Source organism: Streptomyces sp. NPDC088725, assembly GCF_044751305.1.
Classification (GTDB): Bacteria; Actinomycetota; Actinomycetes; order Streptomycetales; family Streptomycetaceae; genus Streptomyces.
Window position 1 is genome coordinate 315,279 of sequence record NZ_JBIVLO010000006.1, and the last position, 16,225, is coordinate 331,503.

Sequence of the window (16,225 nt, forward strand, 5' to 3'; positions counted from 1 at the left end):
GTACTTCCGCCAACCCGGCGGAAACGGTGGTATGGGCCCGATGTCCGCAGGGTACGGATACGGGCGCTGGGGGGAGTCGGATCCAGGGGCGCCCATGCCCGGTGGACGGACGCTCCGGGCGGAGGGGCGGGGCCGGGTGGACACTGGTCGGGGAGTTCTGGCACTGATGGGCTCGGGTGAGACCAGTCCCACGATGGTGACTCTGCACCGGGAGCTGGTCGCGCACCTGGGCGGCGATCCCGGCGCGGTGATCCTGGAGACGCCCTACGGATTCCAGGTGAACCGCGATGACATCTCCTCGCGGGCGCGGGACTACTTCCACCGCAGCGTGGGCCTCACCACCCAAGTCGCACCCGACCTGGACACCGGTACGGGGGCAGGGGACATGGACGGCGTGCGCGATCAGGTGCGAAGGGCGGCCTGGGTGTTCTCCGGCCCCGGCAGCCCTTCCTACGCGCTCAGCCGCTGGCACGCCCAGCGCCTGGGAGAGGTCCTGTCGGAGCGGGTGCGCCGGGGGTACGGGGTCACGGTCATGGCGTCCGCGGCGGCGTGCACCGCCGGGTTCGCCGCGCTGCCTGTCTACGAGGTCTACAAGGCCGGGCATCCCCCCGTCTGGCTGGACGGATTGGACCTGCTCGGGGTACTCGGCGTGAAGGTCGCGGTCATCCCGCACTACGACAACGCCGAAGGCGGCACCCACGACACCCGTTTCTGCTATCTCGGCGAACCCCGCTTGGCCGCCCTGGAGCGGGAACTGCCTGACGACAGCGCAGTCCTGGGCATCGACGAGCACACCGCGGTCATCATCGACCTCGCCGCGTCCGCGGCGCGGGTGTGGGGGCGTGGCGTGATGACCATTCGGCGCAGGGGCGTCAGCACACCGATCCCGGCCGGTACTGTCCTGACACTGGATCAACTGCGCGACTCGGTCGGCGGCAAGACGCCGGGAAACGTTCCCGCGCCCCGGCAGCCCTCCGCCGATGACCGGACGGACGCGTCCTCGGACGACGGTCCGGTCACCCTCCAGGAGGCGGTCGCCGCGTCGGAAGCGCGTTTCGACACCGCTCGCTCGGCACGGGACGCCACAGGCATGGTCGAGGCGATCCTCGGCCTGGAGGCCGTGATCGCCGCGTGGGCCGCCGACATGGAGGAGGACCAGGGCGGGGAATGGGCCCGCACGGTCCTGCGTGGCATGATCCGCCAGATGGCCCAGCCCGCTCAACGGGGCATGGTGGAGCCAGAACACACCCTCGGTCGCGTCCTCGACCCCCTGCTCGGTCTCCGCCGGCGCCTGCGCGCCCAGGGCGCGTACGAACTGGCCGACCAGTTACGCGAGGTCCTCGCGGCCGGCGGGGTCCGGATACGGGATGCCTCCGAAGGCAGCGTGTGGCAGCTTTCCGAGGGCGGCGCCCTCATTCCACCGGCCTCCGGAAACTCCGTATCCGCGGAAAAATAAAGCGCGACCGCCTAACTGCGCATATGTTGCAGTTGCGTCATGCCTGCGATGAGGCTGGGGTGGGTCCTGTAAGGACCTGGCCCGCCCGCCGACCCAGGAGCCGTCACGTGATGACGCCCGCCCCGCCCGTCACTCCGCCGCCCGTCCTCGTCGAAGTACTGCTCCTGCGCCACGATCCGGGCGAGGGCTTCGCCTACCGCAGGCTGGTCACCGGCCTGGACCGCCGCGCCCGCCCCGACGACACCGCCCGTCGCCTCGCGCTCCTGGACGAGCACGACGACCGGCACATCGTGCACTCCAGCAGCTGGCGCGCCACGGACGAGGGCCACATCATCCTGACCTACTTCGTCCACCCGGACCCCGACCCGAGCCGTCCGGGCATCCCCCTGACAGACCCGCACGACATCGCACGCTCACCCAGTCCCGGCCGTCCCGCACCGCCGGATCTGTCACTCGACAACGTCGCCGCGCACGCGATCAGGCACCTCGCGTTCCTCGGACGTACCGACCCCGCCGTCGCCGCACGCCTGGCGCTCCAGACCCACACCTGGCCCGCCCTCGATACCGTCCCGGGCGTCACCGCCGGGCAGTTGCAGCATATTTAGGGCGCGCGCCTCAATGGGACACCTCGCGGGCCTTCCCGTGAAGGAGGGTTCAGCGGACCTGCGTGTCACGCCCGGGACGGTTGCCGTGTTCGCCCACGAGCCTGGTGTAGAGGTCGCTCCATCGGCGGTCCGTGCGGCTGGCGGCTTTGCCGTCGCAGAAGGACTTCGTCCCGTTCGCGGTGTAGTACCGCAGCAGTTCCAGGACGGCCCGTGTGTCGGCGCGCGACCCCGCGCTGTACTTGGCGGCGGGCTCGTTCCTCTGGTGCACCCGGCAGGTGGGAGACGGCGTGCCGGGCTGCGCGTCCAGGGAGCCGCCGGGCGACGGCGCGCAGCCGCTCAGAGCGAGGGCGGCCAGCAGGGACACGGAGGAGATGATCCGGCGGTACGTCATGTGCGCTCCCGGTGCGTTACAGGACGGGTGGCAGGCTGCGGGCCATCAGGCCGAGCCCGACGACGAGGACGAGCAGGGCTGTCAGCAGGGCGGTGTACGGCGTAACGCGGCGTACCAGGGCGAACGCCGGACGGTTCGCGAGCCTGCCCAGCCGGCCCCCGAGCCGTACGAGGAGCAGGCCGACGGCGGTCAGCGCGGACGCCATGCCGACCCCGTACGCCAGGACAAGGGCCGCGCCGAAGAAGGTCCGGCCCAGCGCGACGGCCCCGAGGAGCACGATCAGGGCGGACGGACTCGGCACCAGACCTCCGGCGATCCCGAGACCGACGAGACCACGGGTGGTGAACGGCTGGTCCCCGGCGCCGGACGGCGTGTGGGTGTGGCGGTGGCCGAGCAGGCCGTGACGGTGTGGTTCGCCGTGCCTGTGAGGGTGGGGGCCCGCGTGCGGGTGAGGGTGCGCGTGATCGTGCGTGTGTTCGCCGTGGCCGTGGGCAGGTCCCTCGTCATGACCGTGAGCCCGGACGTGATGCTCCGTCGAGACCGTACCGAGTTCCGCTCCGGGCGTCGCGGCGGAGCCGGCCGCGCCGACCAGCGCGGACTGGGGCACGTCGGCCGCCGGATCGTCGGCGATGCTGACTCCGCGGTCGCGGCGCGCCCGGCGCGCCGCGTCGGTCAGCAGGCTCGCCCCGACCAGCGTCACCAGAGCGCCGCCGGCGACTCCGAGCCAGTTCAGCACGGTGTCGCCCGCGAGCGAGGAGAAAGCGGTGAGGCAGAGGCCGATGACGAGGACGCCTGCGGTGTGCGTGGCCGTCACCGTGGCACCGACGGTGACGGCGTCGCGGGTACGGCCCCGCCGTCCGGCCAGGTACGCGGCCATGACGGTCTTGCCGTGGCCCGGCAGCAGCGCGTGGCCGGCGCCGAGGACGAAGGAGAGCAGGACCGCCAGCAGCCCGACCGGGACGGTGAGGTTCCGGGCACCGGCGAGTGAGGTCACGTACTGGGACAGCGCCTCGAAGCGCGCGGTGAGGCCGCCCCCGGAGCCCGCCTCGGACGACGTTCCGTCAGCGCCCGGCGCCGTGTCACCCGCGAGGACGGTGAACCGCGCCTTCGTGTCTCCGCGCGGGGTGGCGAGCAGGTCGCGCGGGTAGTCGCGGAGTTCTCCGGTGGACGAGGTGCCGGGCACGCTGGAGTGCTGGAGGTGGGCGCCCACCCCCTGCGCCGTGATCTCGTTCCAGCCGACCCGGGAGGCGTCAACGCCGGTGTCGGCCCGCAGCGTCACCGGGCCGCTCGAAAGGTCGAGCGGGGCCTGGAGCCGGCATTCGAGCCGGCTGGTGCGCAGGCCGCCCTGCCCCGGCCGGTAGCCGAAGGTGGCGGAGGAAACCGTCCAGGCCAGCCGCCGTGGGGTGGTGACGACGAGTCTCCTGCTCGTCTCGGCGCACCGGGCGGTGGCCCACGCGGCGCGTTCGCTCTCGCTCTGGCTGCCGTCGCCGTCGGTGTCCACTCCCGGTGCGGCCTGAAGGGTGGGGATCTCCGCCGCGTCGGTGACCGCCAGCACGCTGACCCGGCCGGGACGAAGGGTGAATCCCGTGTAGTGGTTGATGGAGAAGTTGCCGAGCGGGTGGGCCTCGGCGGCAGGGGCGGACACACCGAGCAGCCACACCACGCCCGCGGCCGTCGCCGCCGCGCGACTGACGAGGTGGCTGTACGTCATGAATCCCTCCGAGGGCCGGACGGCGCGGGTACGCGCCCCGAGTCGTTGGCCGGGCACCCGCCGCCCTCACGGTCTGTCCGAGGACGTGAAGTCACACGTACCCGATTGACCGGCGTGCGCGCTGACCCGGACGTCCCGTCACCCGCACGGGGCATCAAGGCCATCGGGTCGGCTCAGGAGGAGTAGTCCAGGAGACGTTGCTCAGGAGAAGGCGCCGGAGAGCTCATTCGGCTCAGCGGCATTGCGGTCATACCTCATGCATGGTGCCTTATTCATAGCTTCGGTCACATTACGTGCCTATCGCCTTAAAGCTGACGTCACTCGCGACGGAAGCGGGCGGGTCCGTGTGGGTCTCCGAGCTTCCCGACGCCCTCAGCCGCTCAGGTCCCCGCCCACGGGGCAGCGGCTCTCACAGGAAACGGACGGCACATGCAGTTCTCCAGCCCATCGCGTCGCAGGCCCCCGGCCCGGCCGGCCGAACGCGCTCTCGCCACCCTCGGCACCCTCGCCCTGGTGACCTCGGCCGCGCTCACCGGCCTCACCCCCGGCGTCAGCTCCGCGTCCAGCCACCGGGAGGCGCCGCTGACCGCGGGTGACCCGAAGGCCGACAACACCGACCTCTACGCGTTCACCAGCCCGGACAACCACGACATGGTGACCCTGGTGGCGAACTGGATCCCGTTCGAGGAGCCCAACGGCGGACCGAACTTCTACCCGTTCGCCAACGACGCCCGCTACCACATCAAGGTCGACGGAGACGGGGACGGCAAGCCCGACACGACCTACACCTGGGCGTTCACCGATCACATCCGTGACTCCGCCAACCAGTTCCTCTACAACACCGGTGTCGTCAACTCCCTGAACGACACGACGCTGAACTTCCGTCAGACGTACTCCCTGACGGTCACCGACAGCACCGGCAACACCAGGACGCTGCTCAAGGACGCCCCCGCCGCCCCCTCCAAGGTCGGCAAGGCGTCGATGCCCGACTACGCCGCGCTGCGCAAGGAGGCCGTCGTGCAGCTCCCGGGCGGCGGCCAGACGTACGCCGGGCAGGCGTCCGACCCGTTCTTCCTGGATCTGCGGATCTTCGACCTCCTCTACGGCGGCAATCTCTCGGAGACCGGCCACAACACGCTCGCCGGCTACAACGTCAACACCATCGCCATCGAGGTGCCCAAGAAGAGCGTGGCTCTCAAGGGCGACGCCACCCGCAACCCCGTGATCGGCGTGTGGGCCACCACGGACCGTCAGGGCGCGGTCGTCACCGCCGCAGGCGGCAAGGGCGGCGAGAACGCCGCGCCGCAGGACGGCAAGGGTACGAGCGGACAGGGCGCGAGCGGGCAGCTCACAAGCGGGCAGGGCGCACCCGACAAGGGCGCGGAACCCGGCTGGCACCAGGTCTCCCGGCTCGGCAACCCGCTGGTCAACGAGGTGGTCGTGCCGCTCAAGTACAAGGACGCCTTCAACACCCTGTCCCCGTACGAGGACCACACGGTCACTCCGGTCGTGAACAAGGTCAAGGACCCGATCCTGCCCATGGTCGTGCAGAGCATCTACGGGATCCCGGCGCCGCCCACTCCGCGCAACGACCTCGTGGAGATCTTCCTCACCGGCATCTGCAAGGCGTGCGGGCCCATCAAGGCGGACCTGAACTCGCAGCTGCTCAACGCCGATGTGAACAAGAGCGCGTTCGTTCCCGCCGAAGAGCTGCGGCTGAACATGTCCGTGCCGGTCTCCGCCAAGCCCAACCGTCTCGGAGTGCTCGGCAACGACCTCCAGGGCTTCCCCAACGGCCGCCGGCTCAACGACGATGTCGTCGACATCGAGCTCCAGGCCCTCGAAGGCGCCGCGCAGACCGGCAAGATCGTGCCCGCGCTGGCTGCGGGCGACGGGGTCGACTCCCCCTACCGGCAGCCCGGTGCCACCTTCCCGTACGTGGCGCTGCCCAACACGGCCGCCGTCAACCAGGCCGACTCCCTGCATCCCGACGGCGGCGTCGGCGCGGGCTTCGGCGGCACCGCCGGCGGAGGCTTCCCCGTCGTGCCGGTGACCGCGGTCGGCGGCGGCGCCCTGCTGGCCTGCGCCGGACTTCTGGCCCTGCGCCGACGGCGTGCCGGCCAGGTATGACCACCCCCACCGCAGAAGGTCGCCCGCCCTCCTCACGGCAGGGCGGGCGACCGCGGCACATCCGCCGGTGCCGCCCCACGCGCCAGGGCCGCGTATTCGCGGCGGCGGCCGCCGCGGCCGGCATAGTCCTGGCAGCCGTCGGCACCTCCGCGCTGGTCGCGGCCCCGCACCGGACCCCGGCCCGGGCGGACATCGGCTCTCTCCCCCTCCCGCAGGGCGCCGCCGACCAGGGCGCCCGAACGGCCCGGGCGGCACCGCCGGTACGCATACGGATCGCCGGTATCGGACTCGACCGGCCTCTGACCCGCCTGCGCATACAGGAGGACGGCCGTCTCGGCGCCCCGGAGAACCCGAGCCAGGTCGGCTGGTGGAGCGAGGGCCCGAGGCCGGGCGACCCGGGCGCCGCGATCATCGTGGGCCACGTCGACTCGGCCACCGGCCCCGCCGCCTTCTACAGCCTCTCCTCGCTCCGTCCCGGAGACGCGATAACCGTCGACCGCGGCGACCGCAGCAGCGTCACGTTCACCGTCCGGGCCCTGCGCCAGTACGAGAAGGACGCGTTTCCCGACGACCAGGTCTACGCGGCCGCGGGACCTCCCGCCCTGCGGCTGATCACCTGCGGCGGCACCTACGACAACGAGCAGGGCGGATACAGCGACAACGTCGTCCTCTACGCGACACTCGCCGCCCCCGGCACCCCGAAGCCGTCCACCCCGCCCTCCCACACCCACCACCGGAGCAGGAATTGACCACGTTCCTCCGTCGGAATCCGAAGTACCGACGCCCTCTGCTGTCCGCCGCCGTCGCCACCGCGCTGGGAGCGGGGCTGTTCCTCGCAGGAGGACTGGGCCTGGCGCCCTGGCCCGCGGGCCGGAGCGACCGGCACGAGGCGCCGCCCACCGAACAGGGCGCTCACGCCACCGGGGCCGACCCGCTGTCCACGGGCATCACCGCGCTCCAGGCCCACCTGAGGCAGACACCGACGGACGCCGTCGCGCTGGGCACCCTGGGGCTGAACTACGTCCAGCAGGCCAAGTCGACCGCCGACCCGACGTATTACCCCAAGGCCGAAGCGGTCCTCAAGCGGTCCCTGGCGGTGGAGCCGGCGGACAACTTCACCGCGATGGGAGGCATGGCCGCCCTCGAAGCGGGCCGCCACCGCTTCGGCCAGGCGCGGGACTGGGCCCGGCGTGCCCTCGCCGTCAACCCGTACAACTCCTCCCTGTACGGGACCCTCGCCGACGCCTACACCCAGCTCGGCCGCTACTCCGAGGCCGCGGACGCCGTACAGCGCATGGTCGACCTCAAACCCGGCACACCGTCCCTCGCCCGAGCCTCCTACGTCGCGGAACTGCGCGGTGACACCGCCACCGCCCGCACCGACATGCGGCGAGCGCTCCAGGACGCGGGCGGACCGGCCGACCAGGCCTTCGCGCGCTACTACCTCAGCGAACTCGCCTTCAACAGCGGCGACCCGGCCGCCGCGCTCACCGAAGCCGACGCCGGCCTGCGCGCCGCCCCTTCCTACACCGCCCTGCTCCAGGCCAGAGCCAGGGCCGAGGCCGCTCTCGGAAAGACCGACGCCGCCGTCACCGATCTCACCCGGGCCGTGGAACGGGTCCCGCTGCCCGAATACGTCCTCCAGCTCGGCGAGCTCTACCAGTCGCTCGGCCGTACCTGGGAAGCCGACCAGCAGTACCAGATCTTCCGGGCCGAACAGGAACTCTTCACCCGCAACGGCGTCACTCCCGACGCCGATGCCGCGCTGTTCGAAGCCGACCACGGAAGTCCCGTGAAAGCCCTGGTCATCGCGCGCCGGGGGATCAAGAGCCGCCCCTTCCTCGACTCCCACGACGCTCTTGCCTGGGCCCTGCACGTCAACGGCCACGACCGCGAGGCGCTCGCGGAATCCGACCGGGCACTGGCTCTCGGCACCAGGAACGCGCTCTTCCACTACCACCGTGCGATGATCCACCGCGCTCTCGGCGACACCGCCTCCGCCCACCGCGACCTGACCCGGGCCCTGGCGCTCAACCCCCGCTTCAGCCCGCTGCACGCGCCGAAGGCACGGGCGGCCCTGACCGCCGTGGCGAGAGGGAATTGACCTGCCGCGCGGGTGAACCCGCGCGGCGCGAACGCCTCAGAGCTGCTGCGCGGCCGCGATGCCCAGAGCGACGATCAGCGTCACCACGACGAAGACGATGATGCGCTGCCGCAGCAGACGCGGATTGGCGGGCCTGGGAACACCGGAGGCGATACGCGCGACGCCGTTCCCGCGCCGGCCGGCCCCCTGACGCTGCCGCTGGGGGCGGGAGCGTCCGCTGCGGGGCGAAGTGCCGCGCTGAGCGGGCGGCCGGGGCGCCGCGGTGCCGGAAGCACCCGGTGCGTGGCCGTGCGGACCGCGCTCGGCGTGCGGACCGCGCTCGGCGGACCGGTCGGCGCTCCGCTCCGTATAGCGCTCGGTCATCCGCCCGGTCGGCAGCTCCTGCTCGCGCCGCTCCCGCTGGGCGGGCGGCCGGCTGTCCGAGAGTCCCTGGGCCTCCCTGGCCGCGATCTCCTTGAGCCGCATGGACAGTTGGAGCGTGCTGGGCCGGTCCTCCGGGTCCTTGGCGAGACAGGCCCGTACGAGCGGTGCGAGCGCGTCGGGCACGCCGTGCAGCTGCGCCTCCTCATGCACCACCCGGTAGAGCATGACCTCCGAACTGCCGTGCCCGAAGGGCGACTCGGCGGTCGCCGCGTACGCCAGCGTCGCGCCCAGCGAGAACACGTCGGTCGCGGGAGTCACCGCCGCGCCCCGCACCTGCTCGGGCGCCAGGAACCCCGGCGAGCCCACCGCCGTACCGACATGCGTCAGCGTGCTCGCCCCGGTCGCCCAGGCGATGCCGAAGTCGATGATGCGCGGGCCCTTGGGGGAGAGCAGGATGTTCGACGGCTTGAGGTCACGGTGAACGACCCCGGCCTCGTGCACCGCCACCAGCCCCTCGGACAGCGCCGCACCCACGGACGCCACGTCGGCGGCGCTCAGCGGACCTTCCTCGTTCACCTTGTCGTGCAGCGAAGGCCCCGGTACGTACTGGGTGGCGAACCACGGCCGCTCCGCGTCGAGATCCGCCGCCACCAGCCGCGCCGTACAGCCACCGCGGATACGCCGCGCGGCGGACACCTCACGCGCGAAACGGGACCTGAACTCCTGATCCTCCGCCAGATCCGGCCTGATCACCTTCAGCGCGACGCGCTGCCCACGCCGGTCGGAGCCCAGGTAGACCACACCCATACCGCCCGCGCCGAGCCGCCGGTGAATCCTGAACGAACCGACGACACGCGGGTCCTCGCGCCGGAGCCGCATCATCGCCATGTCCATCCCCGCTGCCCGGTCGTCCGTGTGCCGTGGCACAGCTTACGTACAGCCCGCCCGGCGCGCTCATAGGCCGCGCCCTCCCGGGCCGACCGATTGTCAGTGCCGGGTGGGAAACTTGAGGGGTGGTCAGGGGACGGCGGATCCAGATCCCCTGACCCGTGCGAGATCGCAATGGTCCGTCGCGGAAGGGGGAGTTGGATCGTGAAGGGTGACCGGGTCGAGATAGTCGTGGACGCGGGTGACACGACGCGTACGTACGAGGTGATCGCGAGCAGAGCGGGCCGCCGGGTCGAGACGGCGGTGCGCAGAGGGGTGGTGGAAGTGAGCGAAGTCACCAGGAACGGATCGGCGGTACGTACGGCGCGGTTCATGGCCACGCGCGTGCTCGCGCTCGTGGAACAGCCGGTACCGAGGGAGGACTCCCCGGACCACTCCGTCCTGGAAGTATCCGGTTCTTAGTTCCCTTCCCGCTCATGTATGCACAGCCGTGTCCCGCTCTCCACCCAGGGGAGTAGTCGGCACGGCCGGGACTCATCCTCCCGCAGGCCCGGCAATCGGTACGCGGGCATGACGACGTGACCGCGCCGGATCCCTAATGTTGAAGTCGAGCGGCGAATGGTGCCCCCCTCTCCCGGGGCCGGACCCACGCTGCCGTACGACTGGACAGGAGAGGGACCATGGCGGACACGGCGTCGCGGGCAATGATCCGCATGCGAGGACGCAGGGCATTCGCCGCGTCCGGCACGCGCCCGTCCGGCAGACGCCATCCGCTGGTCGCGGCGGCGATGGTCCTTCCTCTGGCGGCGCTGCTCGTAGTCGTCTTCGGCGGCTGGGAAGCGGTGGTCACACAAGCGTCGTCCGTAGGCGTGATGCTGGGGCGCTGACGGCGTCCCGGACGAGGGAGAGCGGCCCGAGTCAGGCACATACGGCCAATAAACCCCGTGGGGACGGGGGTGCGGCGGACGGCAGCGTTTGGCCGGTCAGCTGGGGAGCTGACCGGCCATCGCGCTACCTGGGCGAGAGCCGGTCGGCGCGTCCGCGGCCACCGGCGGCACCGTGCGCCCGGGGGCCGGGGCCTGCTCCGGCGCGGGAGTTACGCCGTTTCCGGAAGCGCGGGCAGCTGCCGGGCCGGGCGTGTGTCTTTTGCAGCCGGGCCGCGTCGTGCGTTGTGTGTTCGGGGGCCGGGGCTTGTTCTGACGCGGGCTCAGTGCGGTGTGCCTGCTTCTCACCACGGCTTGCGCGTCGGGTGGTCTTCAGGGGTGTCGGGGTTGCCCTGCTTCCGGCAGCGCGGGCAGATATCCCGCCGGACGCGGGCTCCGGTCCTGTCCGCGCAGCGAAGCGGGCGCATCGGGTTGTACGCCCTCGTGCTGCTGCCCGGTCTCGGGAGGCGCCGACCGGGGACCTCCCGCCGTTAGCTCCGGCCTGCGTGCGCGGCGAATCATGCGCTTCGAGGCGTTGCCGACGCACCGGCGCATCGCGCCGCGAGGCGGGCGCTTGGGAGTGGGGGCGTCAGCCCCGCGTCCCTTGTGCCCTTCGGGGTCCGGGGCCTGCCCCGGTTTCGGGAAGGGGCGGGGAGGGGACAGCCCCGCGCAGCGTGCCACCCGCTCCCACGTATGCTCCCGCCCGGCAGGACACCGCACCGGGGGAGCGCACCATGACCGTATCCGTCGTACGCACGCTCACCCGCGCCGCCCGCGCCGCCGCCCACCGTGAACTCCCCCCGCCCCACTGCCCCGCCTGCGCGCGTGACGGGCGCGAAAGCCGCGACGATCCCGGCGGCCGCGAAGCAGCCGTACTGGCCGACCGCCGCGACGGCACCGTCGTACGGCACGGCAGCGCCGTCGCCAAGGCCCACGCGGACGACACCGACCCGCACGCGCACCGGGCCAGGACGGCCGTCGCCGCGCACCCGCTGCTCACCGGCGTCCTGCTGCCGCCGCTTCCCCCGCCCCAATCCGACGAGGACGCGCCCGGCGACGACGCACCCCGCGAGGGCGGGCCCGGCAGGCTCGTCACCCTGTGGCCCTACGGCGCCCCCGTGGACCCCGACCACCCCGACGCCGCCCCCTGGGAGCAGGCCGGTGCCCTCGCCGCCCGGCTGCACTCCGTACCGCTCGCCGCGCTGCCCGGTCCGCTGCCCGCCATGCGCGGGCCCGCCAAGGCCGCTCGTGCCCTCGCCCGGATGCGGGCAGCGGTGGCCGGGGGGCGCCGGCCGGCTGCCGTCGTCCCCGTGGAGCGCGCCTGGGCACGGCTGCCCGCCTGGGCACGTGACGAGGCCCGCAGCCCGGCCGCCGCCGGCCCGGACGAGGCCGTCACGCTCTGCCACGGAGACCTGCACCTCGGCCAGCTCGTGCGCCACCCCGCCCCCGAAGGGCCATGGCTGCTCATCGACGTGGACGATCTCGGAATCGGCGCCCCCGCCTGGGACTTGGCCCGCCCGGCCGCCTGGTACGCCGCCGGGCTGCTGCCGGAGGAAGCGTGGCAGCGTTTTCTCGCCGGCTACCGGTCGGCGCACGGTCCCGCCGTGCCTGCCGAGGGCGACCCCTGGCCCCGACTCGACGTCGCTGCCCGGGCCCTGACCGTCCAGACCGCCGCACTCGCCATCGCCAGGTCCGCCGCCGAGGACCGCGATGTCGACGAGGCCGAACAGCTGATGATCGACGCCTGCGGCCGGATCGCCGCGCTCGCAACCGAGTTGGCCTGCGACGCGTCGTCGTAAAGTGAACCGACCGTCGCCGGAACCACGTTCCGGCGGTGCCAGACGAACGGCGAGGAGCTGACCCGACGATGCAGTGCCCCAAGTGCCACGCACCGATGCACACCTACAACCGCAATGGCGTCGAGATAGAACAGTGCAGCGGCTGCAGGGGGATCTTCCTCGACTACGGCGAGCTGGAGGCTCTGAGCCGGATCGAGTCGCAGTGGCAGCAGCAGGGCCCCGTACCGCCCGCCCCGCCGGCGTACCCGGCGCAGCCCTACCCGGCGGCCCACGCGCCTGCCTGGGGCGCCCCGCAGCACGGCGGCGGTCACTATGGCGGCCACCACCGCAAGAAGGGCTTCGGGCACATGCTGTTCTCGTCCTGACCGGTCCGGTCACACGAAAAGCACGAAGAAGCCCCGGTCGTCGTGACGACCGGGGCTTCTGGTGGTGCGCGATACTGGGATTGAACCAGTGACCTCTTCCGTGTCAGGGAAGCGCTCTCCCGCTGAGCTAATCGCGCGCGGGACCTGCGTTACTGCGAACATCCATGCACTGCGTACTGCTGAACCACACTGCCTACTGCTGAACGCGTGCGCGATACTGGGATTGAACCAGTGACCTCTTCCGTGTCAGGGAAGCGCTCTCCCGCTGAGCTAATCGCGCGGGGAATCCTTGCGGATCCAGTGGACGATACTGGGATTGAACCAGTGACCTCTTCCGTGTCAGGGAAGCGCTCTCCCGCTGAGCTAATCGTCCTTGGAGGTGGAGACGGGATTTGAACCCGTGTAGACGGCTTTGCAGGCCGTTGCCTCGCCTCTCGGCCACTCCACCAAGAGCGGGGGCCGCGAAATATCCCCCACATCGAGCGGACGACCAGGTTCGAACTGGCGACCTCAACCTTGGCAAGGTTGCGCTCTACCAACTGAGCTACGTCCGCGTGCCGTTTCCCGGTCCGTTTGTGCGGCCCGGCGACGTGGTGAACTCTAGCGGATTCCGGGTCCAGCACAAAAACGCGTTTACGCAGCGTGCTGCGGTGCGTTCACGCCAGAGCAACCCGGAGGACCCCGTTCTACACTCGGCGCCGTGCACGCCCTCGCTCCCCTGGCCCGCTTCGGCGGCCTCGTCGCCTCCGGTCTCCGCGACGTCACCCATGATCCGGAAGCCCTTGACTCCACCGGTTTCTGGGCCGTCGCCGCGGACTTCGAAGGCCGTCTCACCTGCGCCCGCTTCGCCGACGTACGGTCCAGTCCGGTGCCCGCCCCGGTCCCGGGCCGGTGGCGCGGGCCCCTGCCCGGTGACTGGACGTCCTCGCTCGACCGCGCCGCGTATCTCACCGGCGTCCGCCGTATACGCGAGCACATCGCTGCCGGTGACGTCTATCAGGCCAACCTCTGCCGGGTGCTCTCCGCGCCCCTGCCGGATCCGGCGGGGGCCGACATCGACGCGCTGACCGCGCTGCTCGCGGTGGGCAACCCCGCCCCTTACGCCGGAACGATCCGGCTGCCCGCGCACGGCGTGGAGATCGCCACCGCCTCGCCCGAGCTGTATCTGCGCCGCGACGGCCGTACCGTCGAGTCGGGGCCGATCAAGGGCACGGGCCGCACCGCGGCCGATCTCCTGGAGAAGGACCGCGCGGAGAACGTCATGATCGTGGACCTCGTGCGCAACGATCTCGGCCGGGTCTGCGCCACGGGATCCGTGACCGTCCCCGCGCTCTGCGAGGTCGAGCCCCATCCCGGTCTCGTCCATCTCGTCTCGACCGTACGCGGCGAACTCGACGCGGCGGCCGGCTGGCCTGAGCTGCTGGCCGCCACCTTCCCGCCCGGTTCGGTGACCGGAGCGCCCAAGTCCAGTGCACTGGAGATCATCCAGGCGCTGGAAACCGCACCGCGCGGTCCCTACTGCGGCGGCATCGGCTGGGTGGACGCCGACCGCGGCACGGCCTCACTGGCGGTCGGGATCAGGACGTTCTGGATCGACCGCACCACCGTGCCGGGCCCCGTCCTGCGCTTCGGCACCGGCGCCGGGATCACCTGGGGGTCCGATCCGGAGCGTGAGTGGGACGAGACCGAGCTGAAGGCGGGCCGGCTGCTCGCGATAGCGTCGGACGTGTACGCCCCGAGTGGAAGGACCGCGTAGATGAAGATCTGGGTCAACGGCGGGCTGCGATCGTCCGAAGACGCACAGGTGTCCGTGTTCGACCACGGACTGACCGTGGGCGACGGCATCTTCGAGACGGTCAAGACCGTCCAGGGACGCCCCTTCGCCCTCACCCGCCATCTGGACCGGCTGACCCGCTCGGCCCGCGGCCTCGGGCTGGCGGACCCCGACCTCGACGAGGTGCGCCGCGCCTGCGCGGCCGTCCTCGACGCCAACCCCGTGGAACTGGGCCGGCTGCGGATCACGTACACGGGCGGGCTGTCCCCGCTCGGCTCCGACCGGGGCGACACGGGACCGACGCTGGTCGTCGCCCTCGGCGGGACGAAGCGCCGCCCCGACACCACCGCCGCGATCACCGTCCCCTGGACGCGCAACGAACGCGGCGCGGTGACCGGGCTGAAGACCACGTCGTACGCGGAGAACGTCGTCGCCCTCGCCCGCGCCCACGAACAGGGCGCGACCGAGGCGCTGTTCGCCAACACGGTCGGACAGCTCTGCGAGGGAACGGGCTCCAATGTCTTCGTCGTCCTCGACGGCGAACTGCACACCCCGCCCGTCGCGTCGGGCTGCCTGGCGGGCATCACCCGCGCCCTGGTGGCCGAGTGGACGGGCGCCAGGGAGACGGACCTTCCGGTCGCGGTCCTGGAGCGCGCGGACGAGGTATTCCTGACGTCGAGTCTGCGCGACGTCCAGGCGGTTCACCGCGTCGACGACCGCGAACTGACCGCCGTCCCGGGCCCGGTGACCGCCAAGGCGATGCGGATCTTCGAGGAGCGGTCCGGCGCGGACCTCGACCCGTGAACCCGCGACGGCCCGCACAGCAGGTGACGCGGGCCTCCCGGGGCGGGTAGAACTCCCAGGGTGACCACCACACTGCGGCCGGCCGGGCCGCTTCAGCAGGCCGATGACGGAACGAAGTCGCGCACGTACGACGTGTGCGTCAACAGCCGTCGTGTCGGCACGATCGACATCGGCACGGATCCGGGATTCGGCCCCGCGGTCGGTCTCCTGGGCTCCTTGCGGATCGACGAACCGGACCGCCGCCGCGGTCGCGGTACGGTCGCCGCGCTCGCGGCGGAAGAGGTGCTGCGCGGCTGGGGATGCGATCAGGTCCTGGCCTCCGCGCCGCCCGGAGCCGCCGCCGCACGGCGGATGCTGGCGTCGCTCGGCTACACCGAACGCAGCCGCAACATGGTCAAGGAACTGCCCGGCGAACCACCGGCGCTCCCCGCGGGCGTCGAGGGCCGCCCCATGAACGAGGCGGAGTTCGCGCGCTGGCGGGCTGACTCGGTGGAGAATTACGCGCGGTCGTGGACCGACCGGGGAGCCCGCCCGGAAGAGGCCCGCGCCAAATCAGTGGCGAGCCACCGGGAGAACCTGCCGGACGGCCTCGCCACCCCGGGCGTCGCGATGTGGGTCCTGGTCGAGGGCGCCACCGTTCTCGGCCATGTCTGGGTCAGCCACCGCGAGGGCCGGGAGAGGACGTCGTACGTGTACGACGTGAGGGTCGGCGAGGCGCACCGCGGCCGGGGCTTCGGGCGGGCGCTGATGCTGCTCGCGGAACGCCTCTGCGCGGAGGCCGGGTCGGCGCGGCTCGGCCTCCACGTCTTCGCGGACAACGCCCCGGCGGTCGGGCTCTACGTGTCGCTCGGATACACCACGACCAGCGGGCACTTCTACAAGAAGCTGCTCTAGAGAGGAGCCTTCAGAGAG

The 16,225-nt window shown here is 71.9% G+C and carries 15 protein-coding genes and 5 tRNA genes; 12 read left to right on the forward strand and 8 right to left on the reverse strand.

The annotated features are described in order from the left end of the window. Positions 1 to 166 precede the first annotated feature (166 nt). Positions 167 to 1,456 carry a hypothetical protein gene (locus ACIP6N_RS17725; RefSeq protein ID WP_401816627.1) on the forward strand — a complete coding sequence of 430 codons (1,290 nt, stop codon included), beginning with the start codon at positions 167 to 169 and terminating at the stop codon, positions 1,454 to 1,456. Positions 1,457 to 1,563: 107 nt separating this feature from the next. Beyond that, positions 1,564 to 2,061, forward strand: a complete 498-nt coding sequence (locus ACIP6N_RS17730; RefSeq protein WP_401816629.1) for a hypothetical protein — start codon at positions 1,564 to 1,566, stop codon at positions 2,059 to 2,061. A 49-nt stretch (positions 2,062 to 2,110) separates the two neighbouring features. Here ACIP6N_RS17730 and ACIP6N_RS17735 read toward each other — a convergent pair whose 3' ends face one another. Further along, positions 2,111 to 2,452, reverse strand: coding sequence for a hypothetical protein (locus ACIP6N_RS17735; RefSeq protein ID WP_401816631.1), 342 nt, complete (start codon positions 2,450 to 2,452; stop codon positions 2,111 to 2,113). A gap of 16 nt (positions 2,453 to 2,468) precedes the next feature. Further along, entirely contained in the window at positions 2,469 to 4,163 is a 1,695-nt protein-coding gene (locus tag ACIP6N_RS17740; protein WP_401816632.1) for a nickel/cobalt transporter, read from the reverse strand. A 429-nt stretch (positions 4,164 to 4,592) separates the two neighbouring features. On the opposite strand from ACIP6N_RS17740, the gene ACIP6N_RS17745 reads away from it, so the two are divergent. From ACIP6N_RS17745 to ACIP6N_RS17755, 3 genes are read left to right on the forward strand one after another with little or no spacing between them, the layout of a single operon-like run. After that, complete coding sequence (locus tag ACIP6N_RS17745; RefSeq protein ID WP_401816633.1) at positions 4,593 to 6,293, forward strand: DUF4331 domain-containing protein; 1,701 nt, start codon at positions 4,593 to 4,595, stop codon at positions 6,291 to 6,293. Further along, positions 6,290 to 7,042 (forward strand): class F sortase, encoded by a 753-nt coding sequence (locus tag ACIP6N_RS17750; RefSeq protein ID WP_401816635.1) that lies wholly within the window; start codon positions 6,290 to 6,292, stop codon positions 7,040 to 7,042. The genes ACIP6N_RS17745 and ACIP6N_RS17750 overlap by 4 nt, the downstream gene beginning before the upstream one ends. Next, a complete protein-coding gene (locus ACIP6N_RS17755; RefSeq protein ID WP_401816636.1) occupies positions 7,039 to 8,397 on the forward strand; it encodes a tetratricopeptide repeat protein in 1,359 nt (452 codons plus the stop codon). The genes ACIP6N_RS17750 and ACIP6N_RS17755 overlap by 4 nt, the downstream gene beginning before the upstream one ends. Before the next feature lie 36 nt (positions 8,398 to 8,433). On the opposite strand, the gene ACIP6N_RS17760 is transcribed toward ACIP6N_RS17755, so the two are convergent. Beyond that, complete coding sequence (locus ACIP6N_RS17760) at positions 8,434 to 9,648, reverse strand: protein kinase (RefSeq protein WP_401816882.1); 1,215 nt, start codon at positions 9,646 to 9,648, stop codon at positions 8,434 to 8,436. A gap of 204 nt (positions 9,649 to 9,852) precedes the next feature. Between ACIP6N_RS17760 and ACIP6N_RS17765 the strand changes: the two genes are divergently transcribed. The 4 genes from ACIP6N_RS17765 to ACIP6N_RS17780 all read left to right on the forward strand — a co-directional run bounded on the left by ACIP6N_RS17765 (position 9,853) and on the right by ACIP6N_RS17780 (position 12,735). After that, positions 9,853 to 10,110: a hypothetical protein gene (locus ACIP6N_RS17765; protein WP_401816638.1), complete on the forward strand. Its 258-nt coding sequence runs from the start codon at positions 9,853 to 9,855 to the stop codon at positions 10,108 to 10,110. 218 nt (positions 10,111 to 10,328) lie between these two features. Continuing rightward, positions 10,329 to 10,535 (forward strand): hypothetical protein, encoded by a 207-nt coding sequence (locus ACIP6N_RS17770; protein ID WP_401816639.1) that lies wholly within the window; start codon positions 10,329 to 10,331, stop codon positions 10,533 to 10,535. Positions 10,536 to 11,305: 770 nt separating this feature from the next. Next, complete coding sequence (locus ACIP6N_RS17775; RefSeq protein ID WP_401816640.1) at positions 11,306 to 12,370, forward strand: phosphotransferase; 1,065 nt, start codon at positions 11,306 to 11,308, stop codon at positions 12,368 to 12,370. Positions 12,371 to 12,438: 68 nt separating this feature from the next. Continuing rightward, positions 12,439 to 12,735: a zf-TFIIB domain-containing protein gene (locus ACIP6N_RS17780; protein WP_401816641.1), complete on the forward strand. Its 297-nt coding sequence runs from the start codon at positions 12,439 to 12,441 to the stop codon at positions 12,733 to 12,735. Between the two features lie 62 nt (positions 12,736 to 12,797). Here ACIP6N_RS17780 and ACIP6N_RS17785 read toward each other — a convergent pair. The 5 genes from ACIP6N_RS17785 to ACIP6N_RS17805 form a co-directional block, all read right to left on the reverse strand. Beyond that, a tRNA-Val gene (locus ACIP6N_RS17785) sits at positions 12,798 to 12,872 on the reverse strand. A 71-nt stretch (positions 12,873 to 12,943) separates the two neighbouring features. Continuing rightward, positions 12,944 to 13,015 (reverse strand) — tRNA-Val (locus ACIP6N_RS17790). A gap of 21 nt (positions 13,016 to 13,036) precedes the next feature. Further along, a tRNA-Val gene (locus ACIP6N_RS17795) sits at positions 13,037 to 13,108 on the reverse strand. Position 13,109: 1 nt separating this feature from the next. Further along, positions 13,110 to 13,183: transfer RNA gene (locus tag ACIP6N_RS17800), tRNA-Cys, on the reverse strand. A 33-nt stretch (positions 13,184 to 13,216) separates the two neighbouring features. Further along, positions 13,217 to 13,289: transfer RNA gene (locus ACIP6N_RS17805), tRNA-Gly, on the reverse strand. Between the two features lie 146 nt (positions 13,290 to 13,435). Here ACIP6N_RS17805 and ACIP6N_RS17810 point away from each other — a divergent pair. Genes ACIP6N_RS17810 through ACIP6N_RS17820 form a run of 3 tightly spaced genes read left to right on the forward strand, consistent with a single transcriptional unit; the run spans position 13,436 to position 16,207 of the window. Then, complete coding sequence (locus ACIP6N_RS17810) at positions 13,436 to 14,491, forward strand: chorismate-binding protein (RefSeq protein ID WP_401816643.1); 1,056 nt, start codon at positions 13,436 to 13,438, stop codon at positions 14,489 to 14,491. Then, positions 14,492 to 15,313 (forward strand): aminotransferase class IV, encoded by an 822-nt coding sequence (locus ACIP6N_RS17815; protein WP_401816644.1) that lies wholly within the window; start codon positions 14,492 to 14,494, stop codon positions 15,311 to 15,313. Positions 15,314 to 15,373: 60 nt separating this feature from the next. Then, positions 15,374 to 16,207 carry a GNAT family N-acetyltransferase gene (locus tag ACIP6N_RS17820; protein ID WP_401816645.1) on the forward strand — a complete coding sequence of 278 codons (834 nt, stop codon included), beginning with the start codon at positions 15,374 to 15,376 and terminating at the stop codon, positions 16,205 to 16,207. The last annotated feature ends 18 nt before the right edge of the window (positions 16,208 to 16,225 follow it).